Source organism: Streptomyces sp. NBC_00859 (genome assembly GCF_045161865.1).
GTDB lineage: Bacteria > Actinomycetota > Actinomycetes > Streptomycetales > Streptomycetaceae > Streptomyces.
Genome location: NZ_CP108826.1, coordinates 2,343,892 through 2,364,175, shown reverse-complemented (window position 1 = coordinate 2,364,175; position 20,284 = coordinate 2,343,892). Strand labels below are relative to the sequence as shown.

Annotated in this window: 19 protein-coding genes; 7 read left to right on the top strand and 12 right to left on the bottom strand. The window is 71.0% G+C overall.

Annotation, left to right across the window (positions count from 1 at the left end; all coding sequences use genetic code 11):
• Positions 1 to 23: 23 nt before the first annotated feature.
• Together OG584_RS09760 and pta are read right to left on the bottom strand one after the other, a co-directional pair.
• Complete coding sequence (locus OG584_RS09760; protein ID WP_405777043.1) at positions 24 to 1,229, bottom strand: acetate kinase; 1,206 nt, start codon at positions 1,227 to 1,229, stop codon at positions 24 to 26.
• Positions 1,226 to 3,325 (bottom strand): phosphate acetyltransferase, encoded by a 2,100-nt coding sequence (pta, locus tag OG584_RS09755; protein WP_405777041.1) that lies wholly within the window; start codon positions 3,323 to 3,325, stop codon positions 1,226 to 1,228. Before pta ends, OG584_RS09760 begins: the two co-directional genes overlap by 4 nt.
• A 260-nt stretch (positions 3,326 to 3,585) precedes the next feature.
• On the opposite strand from pta, the gene OG584_RS09750 reads away from it, so the two are divergent.
• A complete protein-coding gene (locus OG584_RS09750; protein WP_356827058.1) occupies positions 3,586 to 4,611 on the top strand; it encodes an ATP-dependent 6-phosphofructokinase in 1,026 nt (341 codons plus the stop codon).
• 109 nt (positions 4,612 to 4,720) lie between these two features.
• Here OG584_RS09750 and OG584_RS09745 read toward each other — a convergent pair whose 3' ends face one another.
• Positions 4,721 to 5,359 (bottom strand): TetR/AcrR family transcriptional regulator, encoded by a 639-nt coding sequence (locus tag OG584_RS09745; RefSeq protein WP_405777039.1) that lies wholly within the window; start codon positions 5,357 to 5,359, stop codon positions 4,721 to 4,723.
• A 121-nt stretch (positions 5,360 to 5,480) separates the two neighbouring features.
• On the opposite strand from OG584_RS09745, the gene OG584_RS09740 reads away from it, so the two are divergent.
• Complete coding sequence (locus tag OG584_RS09740; protein WP_405777037.1) at positions 5,481 to 6,716, top strand: hypothetical protein; 1,236 nt, start codon at positions 5,481 to 5,483, stop codon at positions 6,714 to 6,716.
• A gap of 89 nt (positions 6,717 to 6,805) precedes the next feature.
• Here OG584_RS09740 and OG584_RS09735 read toward each other — a convergent pair whose 3' ends face one another.
• The 6 genes from OG584_RS09735 to OG584_RS09710 all read right to left on the bottom strand — a co-directional run bounded on the left by OG584_RS09735 (position 6,806) and on the right by OG584_RS09710 (position 13,130).
• On the bottom strand, positions 6,806 to 7,480 hold the full coding sequence (locus tag OG584_RS09735; protein WP_405777035.1) for a helix-turn-helix domain-containing protein: 675 nt from the start codon (positions 7,478 to 7,480) through the stop codon (positions 6,806 to 6,808).
• 118 nt (positions 7,481 to 7,598) lie between these two features.
• A complete protein-coding gene (locus OG584_RS09730) occupies positions 7,599 to 8,444 on the bottom strand; it encodes a carbohydrate ABC transporter permease (protein WP_405777033.1) in 846 nt (281 codons plus the stop codon).
• Positions 8,444 to 9,337 (bottom strand): carbohydrate ABC transporter permease, encoded by an 894-nt coding sequence (locus OG584_RS09725; RefSeq protein ID WP_405777031.1) that lies wholly within the window; start codon positions 9,335 to 9,337, stop codon positions 8,444 to 8,446. Before OG584_RS09725 ends, OG584_RS09730 begins: the two co-directional genes overlap by 1 nt.
• Positions 9,334 to 10,701, bottom strand: a complete 1,368-nt coding sequence (locus OG584_RS09720) for an extracellular solute-binding protein (protein WP_405777029.1) — start codon at positions 10,699 to 10,701, stop codon at positions 9,334 to 9,336. The genes OG584_RS09725 and OG584_RS09720 overlap by 4 nt, the downstream gene beginning before the upstream one ends.
• A 180-nt stretch (positions 10,702 to 10,881) precedes the next feature.
• Positions 10,882 to 11,556 (bottom strand): response regulator, encoded by a 675-nt coding sequence (locus OG584_RS09715; RefSeq protein WP_405777027.1) that lies wholly within the window; start codon positions 11,554 to 11,556, stop codon positions 10,882 to 10,884.
• Complete coding sequence (locus OG584_RS09710; RefSeq protein ID WP_405777025.1) at positions 11,553 to 13,130, bottom strand: ATP-binding protein; 1,578 nt, start codon at positions 13,128 to 13,130, stop codon at positions 11,553 to 11,555. Before OG584_RS09710 ends, OG584_RS09715 begins: the two co-directional genes overlap by 4 nt.
• A gap of 105 nt (positions 13,131 to 13,235) precedes the next feature.
• On the opposite strand from OG584_RS09710, the gene OG584_RS09705 reads away from it, so the two are divergent.
• Positions 13,236 to 14,648, top strand: coding sequence for a cation:dicarboxylate symporter family transporter (locus OG584_RS09705; RefSeq protein WP_405777023.1), 1,413 nt, complete (start codon positions 13,236 to 13,238; stop codon positions 14,646 to 14,648).
• A 76-nt stretch (positions 14,649 to 14,724) separates the two neighbouring features.
• Here OG584_RS09705 and OG584_RS09700 read toward each other — a convergent pair whose 3' ends face one another.
• A complete protein-coding gene (locus tag OG584_RS09700; RefSeq protein ID WP_405777021.1) occupies positions 14,725 to 15,297 on the bottom strand; it encodes a DNA-3-methyladenine glycosylase I in 573 nt (190 codons plus the stop codon).
• 272 nt (positions 15,298 to 15,569) lie between these two features.
• On the opposite strand from OG584_RS09700, the gene OG584_RS09695 reads away from it, so the two are divergent.
• On the top strand, positions 15,570 to 16,601 hold the full coding sequence (locus OG584_RS09695) for an alcohol dehydrogenase catalytic domain-containing protein (protein WP_405777019.1): 1,032 nt from the start codon (positions 15,570 to 15,572) through the stop codon (positions 16,599 to 16,601).
• A gap of 128 nt (positions 16,602 to 16,729) precedes the next feature.
• Here the strand turns inward: OG584_RS09695 and OG584_RS09690 are convergent, their stop codons facing one another.
• Positions 16,730 to 16,954: a hypothetical protein gene (locus tag OG584_RS09690; protein WP_405777017.1), complete on the bottom strand. Its 225-nt coding sequence runs from the start codon at positions 16,952 to 16,954 to the stop codon at positions 16,730 to 16,732.
• Between the two features lie 138 nt (positions 16,955 to 17,092).
• Positions 17,093 to 17,707, bottom strand: coding sequence for a TetR/AcrR family transcriptional regulator (locus tag OG584_RS09685; protein ID WP_405777015.1), 615 nt, complete (start codon positions 17,705 to 17,707; stop codon positions 17,093 to 17,095).
• Between the two features lie 94 nt (positions 17,708 to 17,801).
• On the opposite strand from OG584_RS09685, the gene OG584_RS09680 reads away from it, so the two are divergent.
• From OG584_RS09680 to trxA, 3 genes are all read left to right on the top strand, one after another.
• Complete coding sequence (locus OG584_RS09680; RefSeq protein WP_405777013.1) at positions 17,802 to 19,394, top strand: MFS transporter; 1,593 nt, start codon at positions 17,802 to 17,804, stop codon at positions 19,392 to 19,394.
• A 95-nt stretch (positions 19,395 to 19,489) separates the two neighbouring features.
• Positions 19,490 to 19,909: a MerR family transcriptional regulator gene (locus tag OG584_RS09675; RefSeq protein ID WP_405777012.1), complete on the top strand. Its 420-nt coding sequence runs from the start codon at positions 19,490 to 19,492 to the stop codon at positions 19,907 to 19,909.
• A complete protein-coding gene (trxA, locus tag OG584_RS09670) occupies positions 19,906 to 20,238 on the top strand; it encodes a thioredoxin (RefSeq protein ID WP_405777010.1) in 333 nt (110 codons plus the stop codon). The genes OG584_RS09675 and trxA overlap by 4 nt, the downstream gene beginning before the upstream one ends.
• Positions 20,239 to 20,284 lie beyond the last annotated feature (46 nt).

The following is a 20,284-nucleotide window of genomic DNA, read 5'->3' as shown; positions in this document are numbered from 1 at the left end:
ATGGGCGGTACGGCGCTCAGGTGTCAGTCTTTTACCAAGGCGTATACCTGCTGCGCGATTTCACGTTCCTCGTCCGTCGGAATCACGGCCACGGCCACCCGGGAGCCCTCCGGAGAAATCAGCCGGGGATTCTCGGAACGTACGGCATTGAGCCCGGGGTCGACGGCGAGGCCCAGCCCCTCCAGGCCCGCGACGGCCGCGGCACGCACCGGCGCCGAGTTCTCGCCCACGCCGGCGGTGAACGTCACCGCGTCCACTCTGCCGAGTACCGCGGTGTATGCCCCGATGTACTTCTTCAGCCGCTGCACGTAGATGTCGAAGGCCAGTTGCGCCCGCTGATCGCCCTCGTCCGTCCGCCGGACGATTTCGCGCATGTCGTTGTCCCCGCAGAGCCCGACCAGACCGCTCTTCTTGTTGAGCAGCGCGTCGATCCCGTCGATGGACATTCCGGCCACCCGGGAGAGGTGGAAGATCACGGCGGGATCGATGTCACCGGAACGCGTCCCCATCACCAGTCCCTCCAGCGGCGTCAGCCCCATGGAGGTGTCGACACAGACGCCGCCTGCCACCGCGGACGCCGAGGCCCCGTTCCCGAGGTGCAGCACGATGACATTGACCTCATCGGGGGTGCGGCGCAGCAGCGCTGCGGTCTTCCGTGAGACGTACGCGTGCGACGTGCCGTGGAAGCCGTACCGGCGGATGCGGTGGGCGTCCGCGGTCTCCACGTCGATGGCGTACCTGGCCGCGTACTCCGGCATCGTCGTGTGGAACGCGGTGTCGAAGACGGCGACCTGGGGGAGGTCGGGGCGCAGCTGCCGGGCGGTACGGATGCCGGTGATGTTGGCGGGGTTGTGCAGCGGCGCCACCGGCACCAGGCGCTCGATCTCCCGGAGCACCGCGTCGTCCACGACGGTGGGAGCGGTGAACGTCAGCCCGCCGTGCACCACCCGGTGGCCGATCGCCGCGAGTTCGGGGGAGTCGAGGCCGAGGCCGTCGCCGTCCAGCTCGGCCGCGACGGCCTTGAGCGCGGCCGAGTGGTCGGGCACGGGCCCGGTCCGCTCACGGGTGGAGCCGCCGTCCGCGAGCAGCGTGTGCTTGATCCGGGAGGTCTCCTCGCCGATCCGCTCGACCAGGCCCATCGCCAGCCGGCTGCCGTCCGCCATGTCCAGGAGCTGGTACTTCACCGACGAGGAGCCGGAGTTGAGGACGAGAACACGGGTGGCGGTCATACGGATTCCTCCTGGGCCCGGCTCCGGCTCTCGCCCTGAGCCTGGATCGCGGTGATCGCGACGGTGTTGACGATGTCCTCGACGAGCGCGCCGCGGGACAGGTCGTTGACCGGTTTGCGCAGCCCCTGGAGCACCGGACCGACCGCCACGGCGCCCGCCGAACGCTGCACGGCCTTGTAGGTGTTGTTGCCGGTGTTCAGGTCGGGGAAGATCAGCACGCTGGCCTGTCCCGCGACCGCCGACCCGGGCAGTTTGGTCGCCGCCACGGACGGCTCGACCGCCGCGTCGTACTGGATGGGCCCCTCGATGAGCAGATCGGGCCGCGCCGAGCGGACCAGCTCGGTGGCCCGGCGCACTTTGTCGACGTCCGCGCCGGAACCCGAGGTGCCGGTCGAGTACGAGAGCATCGCGATACGCGGTTCCACACCGAACTGGGCCGCGGTGGCCGCCGCCTGGATCGCGATGTCGGCGAGCTGGCCGTCGTCCGGATCGGGGTTGACCGCGCAGTCCCCGTACACCAGGACCTTGTCGGCGAGGCACATGAAGAACACCGACGAGACGATCGACGCGTCCGGCTTGGTCTTGATGATCTCGAAGGCGGGCCGGATGGTCGCGGCGGTCGAGTGCACGGCGCCCGAGACCATGCCGTCGGCCAGGCCCTCCTGGACCATCAGCGTGCCGAAGTACGAGGCGTCGGCCACCACGTCGTGGGCCAGCTCGACGGTGATGCCCTTGTGCGCGCGGAGCTCCGCGTACACCTCGGCGAACCGCTGGCGCAGCTCCGATGTCACCGGGTCGACGACATCGGCCCGCGTGAGGTCGATGCCCAGGTCGGCCGCCTTCTTCCGGACGGCCTCCGGGTCACCGAGCAGCGTCAGGTCGCAGACCCCGCGGCGCAGCAGGATGTCGGCGGCCCGCAGCACACGCTCCTCGTTGCCCTCGGGCAGCACCACCCGGCGGCGGTCGGCCCGCGCGGTCTCCAGCAGCTCGTGCTCGAACATCATCGGGGTCACCCGGCCGCTGCGCGCCACCGAGAGCCGGTCAAGCAGCTCCGCGGTGTCCACATGGCGCTCGAAGAGGCCCAGCGCGGTCTCCGCCTTGCGCGGGGTCGCCGCGTCCATCCGGCCCTCCAGCGCGAACAGTTCGCCCGCGGTGGGGAACGACCCGCCCGACACGGCGACCACCGGGGTACCGGGTGCCAGCCGGCCCGCCAGTCTGAGGATCGCCTCGACCGGACGCTCGTCCAGCGTCAGCAGCACACCGGCGATCGGCGGGGTGCCCGCGCTGTGTGCGGCGAGCGAGCCGACGACCAGGTCCGACCGGTCGCCCGGCGTGACGACCAGGCAGCCGGGCGTCAGCGCGTTCAGGAAGTTCGGCAGCATGGCCCCGCCGAACACGAAGTCCAGTGCGTCCCTGGCCAGCCCCGCCTCGTCGCCGAGCAGCACCGTGCCGCCCAGTGCCTGGCTGATCTGGGCGACCGTCGGCGCGGCCAGCGCCGGTTCGTCGGGCAGCACCGAGCACGGCACCGGAAGCTGCTCCGCGAGCTGCGCGGCCAGCTCCGCGCGGTCACCGGGGGCGACCCGGTTCACCGCCATGGTGATGACGTCGCAGCCCAGCACGTCGTACGCGCGGTAGGCGTTGCGGGTCTCGGAGCGCACCGACTCGGGTGTCTGGCCCTTACCGCCCACGACCGCGATCACGGAAGCGCCGAACTCGTTCGCCAGGCGTGCGTTCAGGGACAGCTCGTCGGGCAGCTGGGTGGCCGAGAAGTCGGTGCCGAGGACGAGCACCACCTCGTACCCGCGGGCCACCTCGTGGAAGCGGCCGACCAGCCGTGAGACCAGCTCGTCGGTGCCCTGCTCGGCCTGGAGGGTGGACGCCTCGTGGTAGTCCATGCCGTAGACCGAGGCCGGGTCCTGGCTGAGCCGGTAGCGGGACCGCAGCAGCTCGAACATCCGGTCCGGCCCGTCGTGCACCAGCGGCCGGAAGATCCCGACCCGGTCCACCTGGCGGGTGAGGAGCTCCATGACCCCCAGCTCGACGACCTGACGGCCGTCGCCGCGATCGATGCCGGTCACGTACACGCTGCGCGTCACGCGTGTTCTCCGTCCTCTTCCTCACGATTCCCGGGTCTTCCCGGACAGCGGCGCCGGGCCCCCCGGGGGCTCCCACGGCGGCCTGGCGCGCCCTCTTGACAGTACCCTCGGGGCTGGCTGGGCCGCCTGTCCACGCCTGCCGCCGGCCGTCCCGGCCCGACCGTGCCTGCTCAGGGGCGGCCGCGAACCCACCACGAAGGCCGTCCGTGGAAGAATCGGCACGGCTCGCAGGTACCACTAGGAGCAGGAGAATCAGCACGATGCGCATCGGAGTCCTCACCGCGGGCGGCGACTGCCCCGGCCTCAATGCCGTCATCCGGTCGGTCGTGCACCGTGCCGTGGCCGGGCACAACGACGAAGTCATCGGCTTCGAGGACGGCTTCAAGGGGCTGCTCGACGGCCACTACCGCCCCCTCGACCTCAACGCGGTCAGCGGCATCCTCGCCCGCGGCGGCACGATCCTCGGCTCCGCCCGTCTGGAGCGCGACCGGCTGCGCGAAGCCGCCGAGAACTGCGCCGAGCTGACCGAGCGGTACGGCATCGACGCGCTCATCCCCATCGGCGGCGAGGGCACCCTCACCGCCGCCCGGATGCTCTCCGACGCCGGAATGCCCGTGGTGGGTGTCCCCAAGACCATCGACAACGACATCTCGGGCACCGACCGCACCTTCGGCTTCGACACGGCCGTCGGCGTCGCGACGGAGGCGATCGACCGGCTGAAGACCACCGCCGAGTCGCACCAGCGCGTGATGGTCGTCGAGGTCATGGGACGGCACGCCGGGTGGATCGCACTGGAGTCCGGCATGGCGGGCGGCGCCCACGGCATCTGCCTGCCCGAGCGCCGCTTCGAGGTGGACGACCTGGTGAAGATGGTCGAGGAGCGCTTCGCCCGCAGGAAGCGGTTCGCCGTCATCTGCGTCGCCGAGGGCGCCCACCCGGCCGAGGGCTCCATGCCGTACGAGAAGGGCGTCATCGACCAGTTCGGCCACGAGCGCTTCGCCGGTATCGGGACCCGCCTCGCCATCGAACTGGAGACCCGCCTCGGCAAGGAGGCCAGGCCGGTCATCCTCGGTCACGTCCAGCGCGGCGGCACCCCCACCGCGTACGACCGTGTCCTGGCGACCCGCTTCGGGTGGCACGCGGTGGAAGCCGTGCACCGCGGCGACTTCGGCAATATGACGGCGCTGCGCGGCACGGACATCGCGATGGTGCCGCTGGCGGACGCGGTGACGCACCTGAAGACGGTCGACGAGAGCCGGATGTACGAGGCGGAGTCGGTCTTCTAGGCCGTCTCCTTGGAGCCGCCTCCGGCTGAGGCTGCACGCCCGGGGAGCCGCATGACTGCGGCACCGTCCGCTACCGGGACCGTGTGGAGTCCCCGTGTCCCGCGGGGTCTCAGCGGGGGCGGTCCGGAGTCAGCAGGTAGGCGATCGCCATGTCGCTCAGCTCGTCCGCGTACCGGCTCAGGGACGCCTCGTCCGTGAAGCGGTCGGGACGTACGGAGTTGTGGAAGCAGGCACCGAGGACGGCGCGGGCCGTGGTGTCCAGTGCTGCCCCGGGGTCGGAGCGCCGGATCCGGTCGGCGTAAGGGGCCGCCGCTTCGAGCAGGAGGCGGTGGATTCTGGTGATGGTCAGGGCGCCGCGGTCCGGCGCGCCCGTCCCCCGTGCGCGCAGCAGCTCGGGGAAGAGGCCGCTGGTACCGGCGAAGGACCGCAGCAGCGCGTGGGCGTAGGCGTTCAGGACGCCGAGGAGTGATGGCTCGGCCGAGCGGAGCTGCTCGGCCAGGTACTCCTCGCGCTGTTCCAGCATCCGCTCCGTCAGAGCGGAGATCAGCTGCTCCTTGCCTTCGAAGCGCCGGTAGATCGAGCCGACCGAAACGCCGGCGCGTTCGGCGACGCCGGTGATCGTCATCTCCTCCAGGCCGGCGGACGAGACGAGCTCCTCCGCCGCCTGCAGCACCCGGGCCAGCATCGCGGCGCTGCGCGCCTGCTGAGGTTCCCGGTAGTGCACTCGGCGGCTCGGCTCGTCGGTCATGGTCCGCATCGTATCGGCGCCGGCGCGGGCAGAAGTTCTTGACAACCCGCTCGGCGCCCGCCTGTACTACGTAGATGCGAGCGCGCGTTCGCATCCGGTTCGGTCCAGGTCGAGGAGCCCCATGTCCATGCAGCTGGAGGGCGCGGCGGAGGCCCGCGCCCTGATCGCCGCCGTCCGGGAGTGCCGTGCGGAGCTGGCCGATGCCGGTTTCGCCGCCGACCGTGACAACGCGGACCCCGCTGAAGGCCTGGCCCTCCTTGCCGGGACCGGAGCGGCGCGGCTGGCCGTTCCCAGCGCGTACGGGGGGCTGTGGGACGGCACGGAACACGGGGGGTGGGGCGCGGTCATCCGGGCGGTGCGGGAGGTCAGTGCGGGCGACGGCCCCACCGGGCAGAACTGGCTCACCACCGTCCTGGTCTCCCGCGAGCTGTTCGGCCCCGGCAGCGGCCTCCCGGAGGCGACCCGTACCGAACTGGCGCGCCGGATACTCGACGAAGGCCTCAGGCTCGTCTCCTCCAGCGCGGAGTCGGGGGTCACGGGCAGGACGACCGTTCGGCCGGCCGAGGGCGGGGTCGTGCTCAGTGGCACGAAGTCCTTCAACTCCAACAGCGGCGGCCGGGGCATGGCCCTGGTCCGGTGCCTGCTGGAGGGGGACCGGACCACGCACCAGGTCCTGGTGGATCTGGAACACCCGCGGGTCCGGCTGCACGACGACTGGGACAACATGGGCCAGCGTGGTACCCGCAGCCAGACGGTCACCTATCAGGATGTCTTCGTGCCCGACGGCCTGCACCAGCCGGCGGGGCAGTTCTCGCCGGGCTTCCTGGGCGCGGCCATGCTGCTGCACGCCGCCCTGATGCAGGGGATCGGCGAAGGCGCCCTCGACGCCCTCGTCCGGCACACACGCACCATGGAGCGCGGCTCGCTGCCCCAGTTCGCCACCCCGGCCGACGACCCCCTGATCCTGCGCCGCATCGGCGCCCTCTCCAGCGGACTGGCCGCCTCCCGCGCGCTGTTGCACAGTGCGGCGGACCAGCTGGAGGCATCCGGCGGTGCAGAAGAGTCCCACGACACCGGAGACACCGGCGACGCACGGAGCGCCGGGGAACTGGACGCTGTGATCATCGAGTGTTTCCGTGCCAAGGTCGCATCCGTCGAGGCCTCCCTCGCAGCCGCCGCCGGGATCCACGAGATCACCGGCGCACGCAGCACATCCAACGCCTACCGGTACGACCGTTACTGGCGCAACGCCCGCACCTTCGCCTCCCACGACCCCATCGACGCGAAGAACGTCTGCATCGGCGGCTACGAGCTCGGCAACCGCCTCCCGCCGCTGTCCACCATCATCCGCTTCTGAGCGCCTCGCACCGGGGCGCCGGAGATCGCACCGCGCCGCGCACGGAGCGGGGGCGTTCGCCGCGCCCGCGATGCCGCCGGTGCGCACCCTCAGCCCCCGGCCAGCTCCCAGAACCGCACCACGATCGAGTCCAGGAACTGCCGCCCCGCGTCGCCCGTCCCGGCCGCCTCCGTCGATCCCCAGCTGAGGGTCGTCACCATCCGCGCCTGGTAGTCGGAGTGCAACTGCTCCAGCACCTTCTCCAGCGCGTCGCGGGGAATCGGTACGAGCTTGGCCGTGGCCCGTACATGGGCCTGCCAGCGGGTCGTCACCGCGCTGCGCAGGATTCCGGCCAGCTCGCCGTCGCGCCCCGTCGCGGTGAGGAAGGCCGCCGGGGTCAGCGCGAGAGCCTCGGCGAGCGCGACGGACTGGCGTTCGTTGCCGCGCCAGCGGCCCGACTCCTCGGCCTTGAGATACGTCCCGGCGTCCATGCCGACCTGCCGGGCCACGTCCTCGGGCGCCATCCCCTTGGCCAGCCGGTGCTCGCGCAGGGTGACGGCCTCGATCATGAGGTCGCCAGGAGAGCACCACAGCACCCCGGCCAGGGCCGTCAGCTCGCGGGCGCTCGGCGCCTGGAGGCCGCGTTCCCAGGCGGCCACCACGTCCGGGGTGACGAGGAGTCCGTACTGGGCGCGCAGCCCGTACGCGACGTGGCCGGGCGCCATGCCCAGCGCCTCACGCAGACGGCGCGCGGCGGGGGCATCGAAGGGCGGGGTCTGGTGCACGGGCACACGGTAAGGGCAAGGAGCGTCCCGCGAATACGGTTTGTTCGCACAGTCTCGGTATGTGGAGAAACGTACGGGGCGATCCTCCCGCCGGGGCGCCGCCGCTGCACCCCCCGGATCACCCCTTTACGGCCCCGCCCAGCGCGAAGCCGCCGCCCAGCCGGCGTGAGATCAGGATGTACAGCACCAGCACCGGTGTGGAGTAGAGGATCGAGAAGGCGGCGAGCTGGCCGTAGGCGACCGACCCGTAGTTTCCGAACAGCGTGAAGATCGTGACGGAAGCGGGCAGCTGGTCCGGGCTGAGCAGCAGCATGAACGGGACGAAGAAGTTCCCCCAGAGCATGATGAACGTGTAGATCATCACGACCGTCGCGCCGGGGCCCATGAGAGGCAGCACCACCCGCCACAGGGTCTGCGGCATGGACGCACCGTCCGTCCAGGCGGCCTCCTCCAGCACTTTCGGCACGCCGTCCATGAAGTTCTTCATCAGCCATACGGCGAAGGGGAGTTGGGAGGTGGCAAGGAAGAGGGAGGTGCCGTAGACCGTGTCGATCAGATTGACCTGCACGAAGAGTCCGTACACCGGGACCATGATCGCGGTGATCGGGAGACAGGTCGAGAAGAGGATCGTGAGCAGGTACGGCCGGTTGAAACGGGACCGGTAGCGGGAGAGCGGATACGCGGCGAGAGCCGCGCAGACCACCGTCAGCGCGGTCGCGCTGCCGCAGAGCACCAGGCTGTTCAGCATCGGCGTGAAGGTGATGTCGTCGGTGAGGACCGCCGAGAAGTTGTCCAGGGTCGGCGACGAGGGCACCCGCACGCGCAGGGTCGCCCCGTCGTCGAACGACGCGAGCACCAGCCAGGCGAGCGGCAGCACGAACGCGGCGGCGACCACGAGCAGTGCCGCGTCCGCGGCCAGCCTGCGCCGGGTGCGGCGCGGCAGGGCGGTGTGAGGCGGGCGCATCAGACCTCCACCTTCATCAGCCGGAGATAGACGACAGAGAAGAGCGAGCCCACCAGGAGCAGCAGCAGGGCCACCGCTGTGCCGTAGCCGATGAGGCTCTTGGTGAACGCCTGGTCGTACATGAAGACCGGCAGCGTCTGGCTGCGGTCGCCCGGCCCGCCGCGTGTCATCGCCCAGATCAGTCCGAACACCGAGAGGGTCTGCAGGGTGTTGAGCATCAGATTGGTGCCGATCGACCGGCGGATCATCGGCAGCGTGATATGCCACACCGCCCGCCAGCCGCTCGCGCCGTCCACCTCCGCGGCCTCGGTGATCTCCTCGGGGATCTCCGCGAGCGCCGCCGAGTAGATGAGCATCGAGAAGGCGGTGCCGCGCCAGACGTTCGCGAACGACACCGCGAGGATCGGCAGGGTGAACAGCCAGTTCTGGCCGGGGAGATGGAGCCAGGACAGCACCGCGTCCAGCGTGCCCTCGCGGCGGAAGAAGGCGTACAGCAGAAAGGCCGCGACGATCTCCGGCAGCACCCATGCCGTGATGACGAGCGCACCGGTCAGCGTGCGGACGGTGCGTGAGGCGCGGCGCATCAGACCGGCCAGCGCCAGCCCCAGGGTGTTCTGGCCGAACACGGACGAGACGAAGGTGAAGACCAGCGTGAGCCACACGGCATTGCGGAACCGCGCGTCGGACAGCGCCCGTCGGAAGTTGGCCAGGCCCACGAAATCCGTGTGGGACGAGCCGGTGAGCTGCATGTTGGTGAAGGCGATGTAGACGCAGTAGCAGATGGGACCGGCCAGGAAGAGCAGCAGCAGGAGCGTGGCGGGGGCCAGCGGCAGCCAGCGGGCCGGCTGCCGCCTCCCGCGCTGAGCGGTGCCCGTCCGGCTCGCGGTGCTCATCCGGTCCCGTCGACGACCGCGCCGCCGGTGACCGACTTCAGCTGGCCGTCGTACGTCTTCGCCGCCCCCGCCGGTGTGGAGTCACCGGTGGTGACCGACTCCAGCGCCTCGCCGATCGCGGACGAGACCTGCGGATAGACGGGCAGCGCGGGCCGGTAATGGGTGTTCTTGACCAGGGACGTGAAGAATTTGATGCCCGGCATGGAGTTCAGGTACTCCGGGTCGGCCGCCACGTCGTCGCGCACCGCGATCTGCGCGTCCGCCACATCCCACCGTGCGGCGTTGTCCTTCTGCTGCAGCTGCTGGATGAACTCCCATGCGAGCGCGGCATTCCCGGACTTCTGCGGTATCGCCCAGGTCCACCCGCCGGACATCGATACCTCGCCGGGGGCCTGCCCGTGCTGGGTCGGCATCGGGGCCTGACCGAGTGTCGTGCTCCACGCGGGCCACTTCTTGGTGCCCTTGGCCTGCCAGAACTGCCCGAGCCAGGAGCCGTCCAGATCGATGGCCAGCTTGCCCTCGGGCAGCATCTCGGTGCCCACCGTCGTATTGATGTTGGCGTCGAGGGCGTCCGACGGGTCGGGGCCGAGCTTCTCGCCGTACACCGTGTGGAGGAAGCCGAGCGCGTCCTTGAACCCCTTGCCCCCGGCCACCCACTTCTTCGCCGACGGGTCGTAGAGCGGGTTGTCCCCGGTCCCGTACAGCAGCATCTCGAAGCCCTGCATCACCGCGACCTCGCCGGGCGCCTTGCCGGTGTAGACGTTCAGCGGAACGACGCCGGGGAGCTTCTTCTTGACCGTGCGGGCGGCGTCCAGGACGTCCGCCCAGGTCTTCGGGTGCCAGTCGGCGGGCAGCCCCGCCTTGGCGAACAGCTTCTTGTTGAACCACAGCCCGCGGGTGTCCGTGCCGTCCGGGACGCCGTACGTCCTGCCGTCCGCGGCCTTGGCCGCCGTCTTCGCGGTGTCCGCGAAGTGGGCCCAGTCGGCCCACTTCGCCAGATAGCCGTCCAGCGGCCTCAAGTACCCGGCTTTGATATCGGAGTTGATCCGGAACGTGTCCTCGTAGATCACGTCGGGCGCCGTCCTGGGGGAGCGCATCATCTGCTGCGCCTTCGTCGCGTAGTCGTCGTCCGGCGCCTGGATGGGGACGAGTTCGATCCTCTTGCCGGGGTGTGCCTTCTCGAACTGCTTCTTCATCGACTCCAGGAACTGGTCCTTGAAGCGGACGTTGTTGTCCGTCGAGCGGTTGTAGGCGACCTTGACGGTGTCCGGATCGCTGCCGGATCCACTGCCGCAGGCGGTGAGCGAGCCTGCGGCGAGGACGGTGGCTGCGGCGGCGAGGATGAGCGGGGCGGTGGGGCGCACGGGCACGACCTCCTCTGGCGCGAACCGCGGTCAGCGGCTGCCCGGCGAAGGTATGGCGGCCCGCAATTGCGGGTCAATGCCTGTGCATGACAACGTTGTTGGGATGCCGGGGCGGTGCGCGGCGGACGGCCGTTCGACGGCACGGCCCATTGACGGCGGAGCCCGTCCGTGCGCCGGCCGCTACGGGTGACTCAGCCACCGGTACTGCAGCTCCGGACGCCCGATCTGCCCGTACTGCGGGCGGCGTACCGCCCGGCCGGTGGTCACCAGGTGTTCCAGGTAGCGGCGCGCGGTGATCCGGGAGATCCCGACCGCGTCGGCGGTCGCGGTGGCGGTCGTTCCGTCGGCCGCCGACCGCAGGGTGCGGGTCACCGCCTCCAGCGTCGGCGCGCTCAACCCCTTGGGGAGTGAGGCGGGTTCGGGTGTGCGCAGGGTGGCCAGCGCCCGGTCCACCTCCTCCTGGCCGCTCGCCTCGCCGGCGGCCGCCCCGCGGAATTCCGCGTACCGCACCAGACGGTCGCGCAGGGTGGCGAAGGTGAACGGTTTCAGCACGTACTGCACGACACCGAGCGAGACGCCCTCCCGCACGACGGCCAGATCACGCGCCGAAGTGACGGCGATGACGTCAGCGGTGTGCCCCGCGGTGCGCAGCGAGCGGACCAGCTGCAGGCCGTGGCCGTCGGGCAGGTGCAGATCGAGCAGGAGCAGATCGACGGGTGTGCGGTCCAGGACCCGTACGGCCTCCGCCCTGGAGTGCGCCACGCCCGCCACGGTGAATCCGGGCACCCGGCCCACGTACAGCTCGTGCGCGTCCGCCGCGACCGGGTCGTCCTCGATGACCAGGACTCTGATCACGCCGGTGTCACCTCCTGCCGGACCGGCAGCCGGACGACGAACTCCGGGCCCGCCGCCGTGACCGTGCCCCCGCCACGCCGTACGGTCTGCCTGACCAGGGCCAGGCCGAGGCCGCGGCCGGTGCTCTTCGTCGACCAGCCGAGCCGGAAGACGTCGTCGCCGGGGGCGACGCCCGGACCGGTGTCGCGGACCCGGATCAGCAGCTCACCGTCCGCCGCTCGCACCGTCACGGTCACCCGGGCGCCGTCACTGCCCTGGGCGGCGTCGACCGCGTTGTCGATGAGGTTGCCGAGGATCGTGACCAGGTCACGGGCCGGCAGCAGCCCGTCGTCGATGACGCTGTCCTCGGCCAGGACCAGTTCGACCCCGCGCTCGTTGGCCTGCGCCGCCTTGCCCAGCAGCAGCGCGGCCAGCACCGGCTCGTCCACGGCGCCCACCACCCGGTCGGTGAGGGTCTGCGCCAGCTCCAGCTCGCCGGTGGCGAACTCCACGGCTTCCGCCGACCGGCCCAGCTCGATCAACGAGACAACCGTGTGCAGCCGGTTGGCCGCCTCGTGGGCCTGGGCGCGCAGCGCCTGGGTGAAGCCGCGCTCCGAGTCCAGCTCGCCCGACAGCGCCTGGAGTTCGGTGCGGTCGCGCAGAGTGATGACCGTGCCCCGGTGCTCACCCGAAGAGACGGGGCGGCTGTTGACGACCACGACGCGGTCGGCGGTCAGATGGACCTCGTCCACCCGCGGCCCGTCGGCGAGCAGCAGCCCGGTGAGCGGCGCGGGGAGGCCCAGTTCGGCTGCGCCGCGGCCCACCACGTCCTCGCCGAGCCCCAGCAGCTCCCGGCCGCCGTCGTTGATGAGGGCGATGCGCCGGCCGCTGTCCAGCATCAGCAGCCCCTCCCGCACAGCGTGCAGCGTGGCCTGGTGGTAGTCGTGCATCCGGCTCAGCTCGGCGGGGTTCATCCCGTGCGTGTGCCGGCGCAGCCGGGCGTTGATGACGTACGTGCCGATACCGCCCAGCGCCAGAGCGACCCCGGCGAACCAGAGCAGCACGCTCACCTGTGCCTGGAGCTGGGCGTCGATCCGTTCCACGGTGATGCCCGCGCTGACGAGCCCGGTGACCCTGGCGTGTGCGCCGCCGTCCGCCCTGACCGGGGTGACGACCCGCGCGGACGGGCCGAGTGTGCCGGTGTAGGTCTCGGCGTACGTCCTGCCGTGCAGCGCCTCCGCGGTGTGGCCCAGATAGTGCTCACCGATCCGCTGCGGGTCGGGGTGCGTCCAGCGGATCCCGTGGGTGTCCATGATCGTCACAAAGGCCACTCCGGTGGAGCGGCGCACCTGCTCGGCGTACGGCTGGAGCACGGCGGACGGGTCGTCCGAGACGGTGGCCCGCCGGACGGAGGGCGAGAGCGCCACGGCGGTCGCGGCAGCGGTGGCCTGGCGCCGGGCGGCCGCCCTGGCCTGGCGCTGGTCCGACACATAGCTGAACACCGCGCACCCGGCCACGATCACCGCGACGAGTACGACCTGCATCGCGAAGAGCTGGCCGGCCAGGCTGCGGGGCCGGGGAGGGCGTATGTGCATGGCCGACAGTCTGCACGCTGCGAAACGCGTGAACGAAATGCACGCAAGGGTGACCGCGGTCACAGCCTGATGGAGAGTCGCGGGGATCCACCGGGATGGTCAGGGATGTGGATCGGACGTGGATCGGACGTGTACCAGGAGGCAAGCGTGTCCGCAGAGAAGCGGGACCGTACGCACTATCTTTACCTCGCGGTGATCGCCGCGGTGGTGCTCGGCATCGCGGTCGGCTTCGCCGCACCCGGGGTTGCCGTCGAACTCAAGCCGCTGGGCGACGGGTTCGTGAATCTCATCAAGATGATGATCTCGCCGATCATCTTCTGCACGATCGTGCTGGGGGTCGGCTCGGTCCGCAAGGCCGCCAAGGTGGGCGCGGTCGGCGGTCTGGCCCTCGGCTACTTCCTGGTGATGTCGACGGTGGCACTGGCCATCGGCCTCGTCGTCGGGAACGTCCTGGAGCCGGGATCCGGGCTGCATCTGACCGAAGCGGTACGGCACGCGGGCGCCGCGCAGGCCACCGGCGGCGGGGACTCCACCGCGGACTTCCTGCTGGGGATCATCCCGACGACCATGGTCTCCGCCTTCACCGAGGGGCAGGTGCTCCAGACGCTGCTGATCGCGCTGCTCTCCGGGTTCGCGCTCCAGGCGATCGGCCCGGCGGGGCAGCCGGTGCTGCGGGGCATCGAGCACATCCAGCGGCTGGTGTTCCGCATCCTGGCCATGATCATGTGGGCGGCCCCGGTGGGCGCTTTCGGCGCGATGGCGGCGGTGGTCGGCGAGACCGGTGTGGACGCGCTGAAGTCACTGGCAGTCATCATGATCGGCTTCTATCTGACCTGTGCGCTCTTCGTCTTCGTCGTGCTCGGCACGCTGCTGCGGCTGATCGCGGGCATGAACATCTTCCTGCTGCTGAAGTACCTGGGCCGTGAGTTCCTGCTGATCCTTTCGACCTCGTCGTCGGAGTCGGCGCTGGCGCGGCTGATCGCGAAGATGGAGCACCTGGGCGTGAGCAGGCCGGTCGCCGGGATCACCGTCCCCACGGGGTACTCCTTCAACCTCGACGGCACGGCGATCTATCTGACGATGTCGGCGCTCTTCGTCGCCAACGCGATGGACAAGCCGCTCAGCGGCGGCGAGCAGATCTCGCTCCTGCTCTTCATGATCGTCGCGTCGAAGGGCGCGGCGGGTGTCACCGGCGCGGGCCTCGCCACGCTCGCCGGGGGTCTCCAGTCGCACCGCCCGGATCTGGTCGGCGGGGTCGGCCTGATCGTCGGCATCGACCGCTTCATGAGTGAGGCACGGGCGATGACGAACTTCGCAGGCAACGCCGTGGCGACGGTCCTGGTGGGTACCTGGACGAAGGAGATCGACAAGGCGCGGGCGGAGGAGGTGCTGCGTGGCCGGCTGCCGTTCGACGAGGCGACGCTGATGGACGACAGGCCGGAGAGCAGGGACGGCGACGGGCCCCAGGAGGTGCCGCTGCCCCGGGAGAGCGGCAGGGAACCGGCCGCCCAGCAGTGACGGCCCGCCCCTGGCTGGGGGCCGTCTGCCGGGGCGCCGGGCCGGAGACCCGGCACCGGCGCCCCGGTCCGACGGCTCAGTCCCGCGGCACCGCTGCCGGGCAGCCCGTCCAGTGGTCGTCGACGACGCCGACGGCCTCCAGATAGGCGTAGACGATCGTGGTTCCGACGAAGGTGAAGCCGCGCCGCTTGAGGTCCTTGCTGAGCCGGTCGGAGAGCTCGGTGCTGGTAGGAAGCGGGTCTCCGGGGCCCGGCCGGTTCACGATTCTCTTCCCGTCCGTCCACTGCCAGAGGTATGTGGCGAACGAGCCGAACTCCTTCTGCACAGTGAGGAAGGCGCGGGCGTTCTTCACCAGCGAGGCGACCTTCAGCCGGTTCCGTACGATGCCCGCGTCGCCGAGCAGCTCCGCGAGCCTGGCCTCGTCGTACTCGGCGATCCTCACCGGGTCGAACCCGTCGAGCAGCCGCCGGTAGTTGTCCCGCTTGTTGAGCACCGTCGACCAGGAGAGCCCGGCCTGGGCCCCCTCCAGGACGAGGAACTCGAAGAGGTAGCGGTCGTCGTGCGAAGGGCGGCCCCACTCCTCGTCGTGGTAGGCGGCCATCAGGTCGGAGCTGTCCGCCCAGGCACAGCGGTGTTCGGCGTGTTTCATACGGATTCCCTGGAGGTGCGGTCGGGGGGCGGGGACGGACGCGGGACTGCTGTACGGGTTCGGGCGGCGGACGGATCACATGCTGCCACCGGCCACTGACATTGATGCTCGTGGGCGGCTTCCGGCGCTCATGGCGCACCCGCCCGGCGCCGCACCCGCGCGGCGCGCGTGGCCGACGGGGCGCGGAGTGCCCACACTGGGAGGGGCGGCGGATCACCGACGCCGCCCCGTGCGCTTCTCGTAACCCTCCCCGGAAGGCAAGGAAGACCCCCATGACATCCACCCCCACGTCTCCCCGCGCGATGCAGGTGACCGAGCCCGGCGGCCCCTTCGCCCTTGTACGGACCGAGCTCCCCGAGCCGGGGCCGGGCCAGGTCAGGATCACCGTCGAGGCGTGCGGCATCTGCCACTCCGACGCGATGATCACCGGGGGCATGCTGCCCGGAGTGACGTTCCCGGTGACCACCGGACATGAGATCGCGGGCCGCATCGACGCGCTCGGCGACGGCGTGGCGGGCTGGACGGCCGGCGACCGGGTCGCCGTCGGCTGGTACGGCGGAAGCTGCGGTCACTGCGAGGCCTGCCGCGTGGGCGACGGCGTCAACTGCGCCGAGCTCCGGATCCCGGGCGCCGCCTACCCCGGCGGATACGCCGACACCGTCGTCGTGCCCGCGGTCGCGCTGGCCCGCGTCCCCGACGAGCTGACCTCCGTCGAGGCCGCCCCGCTGGCCTGCGCGGGCGTCACGGTCTTCAACGCGCTGCGGCGCAGCGCCGCCGGCCCCGGTGATCTGGTCGCGATCCTCGGAGTGGGCGGACTCGGCCATCTCGGCGTGCAGTTCGCGGCGAAGATGGGCTTCCGTACGGTGGCCGTCGCCCGCGGTCCGGAGAAGGCGAAGCTCGCGCACAGCCTCGGGGCCAGGTACTACATCGACAGCACATCGCAGAACGTCGCCGAGGAGCTCCAGAAGCTGGGCGGTGCGAAGGTCGTCCTGGCCACGGTCACCAACGGCGAGGCGATGACGGCGACGTTCGACGGTCTCGGCCGGCGCGGCGAACTCATCGTGGCCGGCGCCACCCCCGACGAAATGACGTTCAGCGGGCTGCAGTTCATCGGCGGCACGAAGAAGGTCTACGGCCACGCGTCGGGCACCGCCGTGGACACCGAGGACACCCTGCGCTTCGCCGCGCAGAGCGGTGTGCGCTCCTGGACCGAGGAGGCGCCGCTGGAGGACGCAGGCGAGGCGTTCGACAAGATGATGTCGGGCGCGGCGCGCTTCCGCATGGTCCTTACGACGGGCCTCTGAGGCCGGCCTGCGCCGGGCCGAACGGTGAGCGGACCGGCTGGGCTCCGCTCACCGCCGCAGGCCCGGCTGTCGTACGCAGGGGAGGCCACGCGGCGCGTCCGTTGGCCGTCCGCCGGGCGCAGGCCGCTTCAGCCGAGCGGCCGGCGGCCCACCGCGAGCAGGTGCGAGCTGGCGGCGAGGAGTTCGGGGCAGGGCTCCGCCGTGCGGGCTGCGGCGAGAGCGGAGTGGAACATCCCTGAACCCGCGAGCGATTCCCCGGTGTGGTGCTCGGTCGCCTTCAGCAGGGCCCAGGCGGGCCCCTCGACGCCGTACACGGCGGTGTCCGTGAGACCTGCTCCGCTGACTCTGGTCACTGCGTGCTTTCCCGAGGATGTGGCCGACCGCTGCCCGAAGCTTGCGCAGAAGGGGCCGATCGCCGAGGGGGCCACGCACTACATCGCACGCCTTCTCGGCAGAACGGAACATCCGATTCACGGCGACCGCCACCGTCTCTACGTACCGTCCGGCTGTCCGAGCGCCGCCCCCACGACCGCCGCCGCCCGCGACGCCGTCACGCCCGCCGTCATCAGCAGCGTGCCGGCGGCCGCGGCTCCGCCCTCCGCAGCAGGCAGGGCCCCCTCGTTGACGGCCTCCATCAGGCCGAACAGTGTCTGCTCGTGGACGTACGCGAGGGCCTCGGCCGGCAGGGGTGAGACGAACACGCCCTCGTCCAGGCCGCGTTGGAGCAGGGCCGTGCACGCGTCGCGTACCGGGGTGAGGCGCTGTTTGATGCCTGCCATCGTGACGCTGCGCTGCGCCAGCGCGACCAGCAGCCGGTAGCGGTCGGCGATCTCCCAGACCGCGAGCGTCGCGCGGGCCAGTGCCTCGGCCGGGTCGCCGGCGCCCTCGCGCCCGGTGGCGTGCGCCTGCGCCACGGCGGCCGCCGCGTTGTCCACGAGCGCGGCGATCAGGGCCTCGCGGCTGGGGAAGTGGCCGTAGACCGTGCGGCGTACGACTCCGGCCGCGCGGGCGATCTGGTCCATCGAGGCCTCCGGATCGTGCAGCAGCTCGGTGAGCGCCACATCCAGGATGCGGCGGCGGTTGGCGTCTGCTCGTCCGGAAGTCACGGGCCCATTTTGCACCGCGCCGGGAAGCGCGTTAAATTGCACAGCAGTGTGTAATTGCACAAGCATGTGCAAGTAGTAGGGATGGTGGGACGTCATGAATCTCGTGGTGAGGGAACCGGTCGCGGAGATGGAAGGGCCGTACCGGCGCCGCTGGTGGGCGCTGCTTGTCCTCTGCCTGAGCCTGCTGATCATCGTGATGGCGAACACCGCGCTGACGGTCGCGGCCCCCGACATGACGCGGGATCTGGGGCTCAGCAGCTCCGACCTGCAGTGGGTGATCGACGGTTACACCGTCCCGTACGCGGCCCTGATGCTGTTGCTCGGCGCCATCGGCGACAAGTACAGCAGGCGCGGCGCGCTCGTACTGGGGCTCGTCGTCTTCGGCGGGGGAGCGGTCGCGGGGTCGCTGGTCGGCAGTGCCACGGGAGTCATCGCGGCCCGCGCCGTCATGGGGGTCGGCGCGGCGATGATCATGCCCGCCACGCTGTCGCTGCTCGCGGCGAGCTTCCCGCGCGCCGAGCGGGCCAAGGCGATCGTGCTCTGGACGGCCACCGCTGGGCTCGCCATCGCCGCCGGTCCGCTGGTCGCCGGAGCCCTGCTCCAGCACCACGGCTGGGCGTCCACCTTCCTGATCAACGTGCCGATCGCGGTGCTCGCCGTCATCGGCGCCTTCGTGCTCGTGCCGCCGTCGAAGGCGGGCCACCGCGACCGGATCGACTACGTGGGCGGACTGCTCTCGGTGGTCTCCGTCGGCGCCCTCGTCTACATGATCATCGAAGGGCCGCACTTCGGCTGGGGCGTCAAGGCCGTCACCGCGGCAGTCGTGGCGGGAGCCGGGTTCGTCGCGTTCGTGCTGTGGGAGCTGCGGCACCCGCGCCCGGTGCTCGACGTGCGGCGCTACCTCGACCGGGGCTTCGCCGGGGCGAATCTCGCCGTGGCCCTCTTCTTCCTGGCCGTGTTCGGCGCCTTCTACTACCTGACCCAGCATCTGCAGTTTGTGCTCGGCTTCAACGCCTTCGAGACCGGGGTGCGGATGCTACCGCTGGCCGGCGCCGTCTTCGCAGGCTCGGCGCTGACCGGAATCCTGACGCCCCGGCTCGGGATGCGGGTCACGGTCACGGCGGGCATGGTCGGCGGTACGGCTTCGCTGGCGCTGCTCACCCGGATCGACGCGGCCTCGGGATACGGGGAGTTCGTCCTGCCGCTGGTCCTGCTCGGCCTGGCCATCGGGCTCGCCCTGTCGCCGTGCACCGACGCGATCATGGGCGCGTTCCCGGAGTCCGAACTGGGCGTCGGCGGCGCGGTCAACGACACCTCGATCGAGCTGGGCGGCTCGCTGGGCATCGCGATTCTCGGATCGGTGCTCTCCGGCGCGTACTCCTCGCACCTCGCGGACGCGGTCGGTGGCAAGCTGCCCGCCGGTGCTCTGAGCACCGCCCAGGACTCGGTGGGAGCGGGCCTCGCGGTGGCGCGGAAGGCCGGAACCACGGCGGGACCAGGGCAGGCGCGCGCCCTGGCGGACGCGGTGAACGGCGCCTTCTCGCAGGCCGTCGCCCACACCAGCCTGGTCGGCGCGGTGATACTCGGTATCGGCACCGTGCTGGTCGCCGTGCTGGTGCCCGGCCGCGGCCGGCGTACGGAGCCGGCTGTGGCGCAGGAGGAGGAGCGGGCGACGGCCCCGGTGTGACGGTGTCCGGCCCCCGGCCCTGTCCTGATTCCCGGAGGTGCGGCTGCCGGAAGGGGCCTTGCCTTGACGCCGACGTCAAGGATTACCTTCGGGCCATGCGAATCGGCGAGCTGGCGGAGCGGGCCGGGACCACCACCCGTGCTCTTCGGTACTACGAGTCACGGGAGCTGCTGCCCGCACGGCGGGCGGTGAACGGTTACCGGACCTATGACGAGGACGATCTGCGGCTGCTCCAGCAGATCAGGACGCTGCAGGACTTCGGCTTCGGCCTGGAGGAGACCAGGCCGTTCGTCGAGTGCCTGCGCGCCGGCCATCCGGCCGGGGACGTCTGCCCCGCCTCGCTCGCCGTGTACCGGCGCAAGCTGTCCGAGCTGGACGCGCTGATCGGGCAGCTCCAGGGCGTACGGCAGCAGGTGGGAGCGGAACTGGCCCGCGCCGAGGCGGAGTTGCCGGGCGGGCCGGAACCGCGCTGTGAACTGTCCGACAGGGCCGAGTGGGAGGACCAGCAGAGATGATGCACGCAGAGGGCGTCGAGTCCGTGACGGACGCCGATTTCGACCGTGAGGTACTCGGGGCAGGGCTGCCGGTCCTGGTCGAGTTCACCGCCGACTGGTGCGGGCCGTGCCGGCAGCTCGCGCCGGTGCTGAGCGCCGTCGCGAGCGAGGAGGCGGGACGCCTCAAGGTCGTGCAGCTGGACGTGGACAGCAATCCGGATGTGATGGTCCGGTACGGGGTGATGGCGATGCCGACGCTGATGGTCTTCCGGGACGGCGAGCCGGTGAAGTCTATGGTCGGTGCCCGGCCGAAGCGGCGGCTGCTCCAGGAACTCGCGGACGTGCTCTGACCCGCGGCCGCTCCGGCTCCGGTACGGGAGACCGAAAAAAGGAGAC

Coding starts and splice junctions, on each gene's coding strand:
- OG584_RS09740 (WP_405777037.1), top strand. CDS start 5,481: ATGTCCATGCAGCTGGAGGGCGCGGCGGAGGCCCGCGCCCTGATCGCC.
- OG584_RS09725 (WP_405777031.1), bottom strand. CDS start 9,337: ATGAGCACCGCGAGCCGGACGGGCACCGCTCAGCGCGGGAGGCGGCAG.
- trxA (WP_405777010.1), top strand. CDS start 19,906: ATGATGCACGCAGAGGGCGTCGAGTCCGTGACGGACGCCGATTTCGAC.
- OG584_RS09745 (WP_405777039.1), bottom strand. CDS start 5,359: ATGACCGACGAGCCGAGCCGCCGAGTGCACTACCGGGAACCTCAGCAG.
- OG584_RS09675 (WP_405777012.1), top strand. CDS start 19,490: ATGCGAATCGGCGAGCTGGCGGAGCGGGCCGGGACCACCACCCGTGCT.
- OG584_RS09750 (WP_356827058.1), top strand. CDS start 3,586: ATGCGCATCGGAGTCCTCACCGCGGGCGGCGACTGCCCCGGCCTCAAT.
- OG584_RS09680 (WP_405777013.1), top strand. CDS start 17,802: ATGAATCTCGTGGTGAGGGAACCGGTCGCGGAGATGGAAGGGCCGTAC.
- OG584_RS09695 (WP_405777019.1), top strand. CDS start 15,570: ATGACATCCACCCCCACGTCTCCCCGCGCGATGCAGGTGACCGAGCCC.
- OG584_RS09700 (WP_405777021.1), bottom strand. CDS start 15,297: ATGAAACACGCCGAACACCGCTGTGCCTGGGCGGACAGCTCCGACCTG.
- OG584_RS09760 (WP_405777043.1), bottom strand. CDS start 1,229: ATGACCGCCACCCGTGTTCTCGTCCTCAACTCCGGCTCCTCGTCGGTG.
- OG584_RS09705 (WP_405777023.1), top strand. CDS start 13,236: ATGTGGATCGGACGTGGATCGGACGTGTACCAGGAGGCAAGCGTGTCC.
- OG584_RS09710 (WP_405777025.1), bottom strand. CDS start 13,130: ATGCACATACGCCCTCCCCGGCCCCGCAGCCTGGCCGGCCAGCTCTTC.
- OG584_RS09730 (WP_405777033.1), bottom strand. CDS start 8,444: ATGCGCCCGCCTCACACCGCCCTGCCGCGCCGCACCCGGCGCAGGCTG.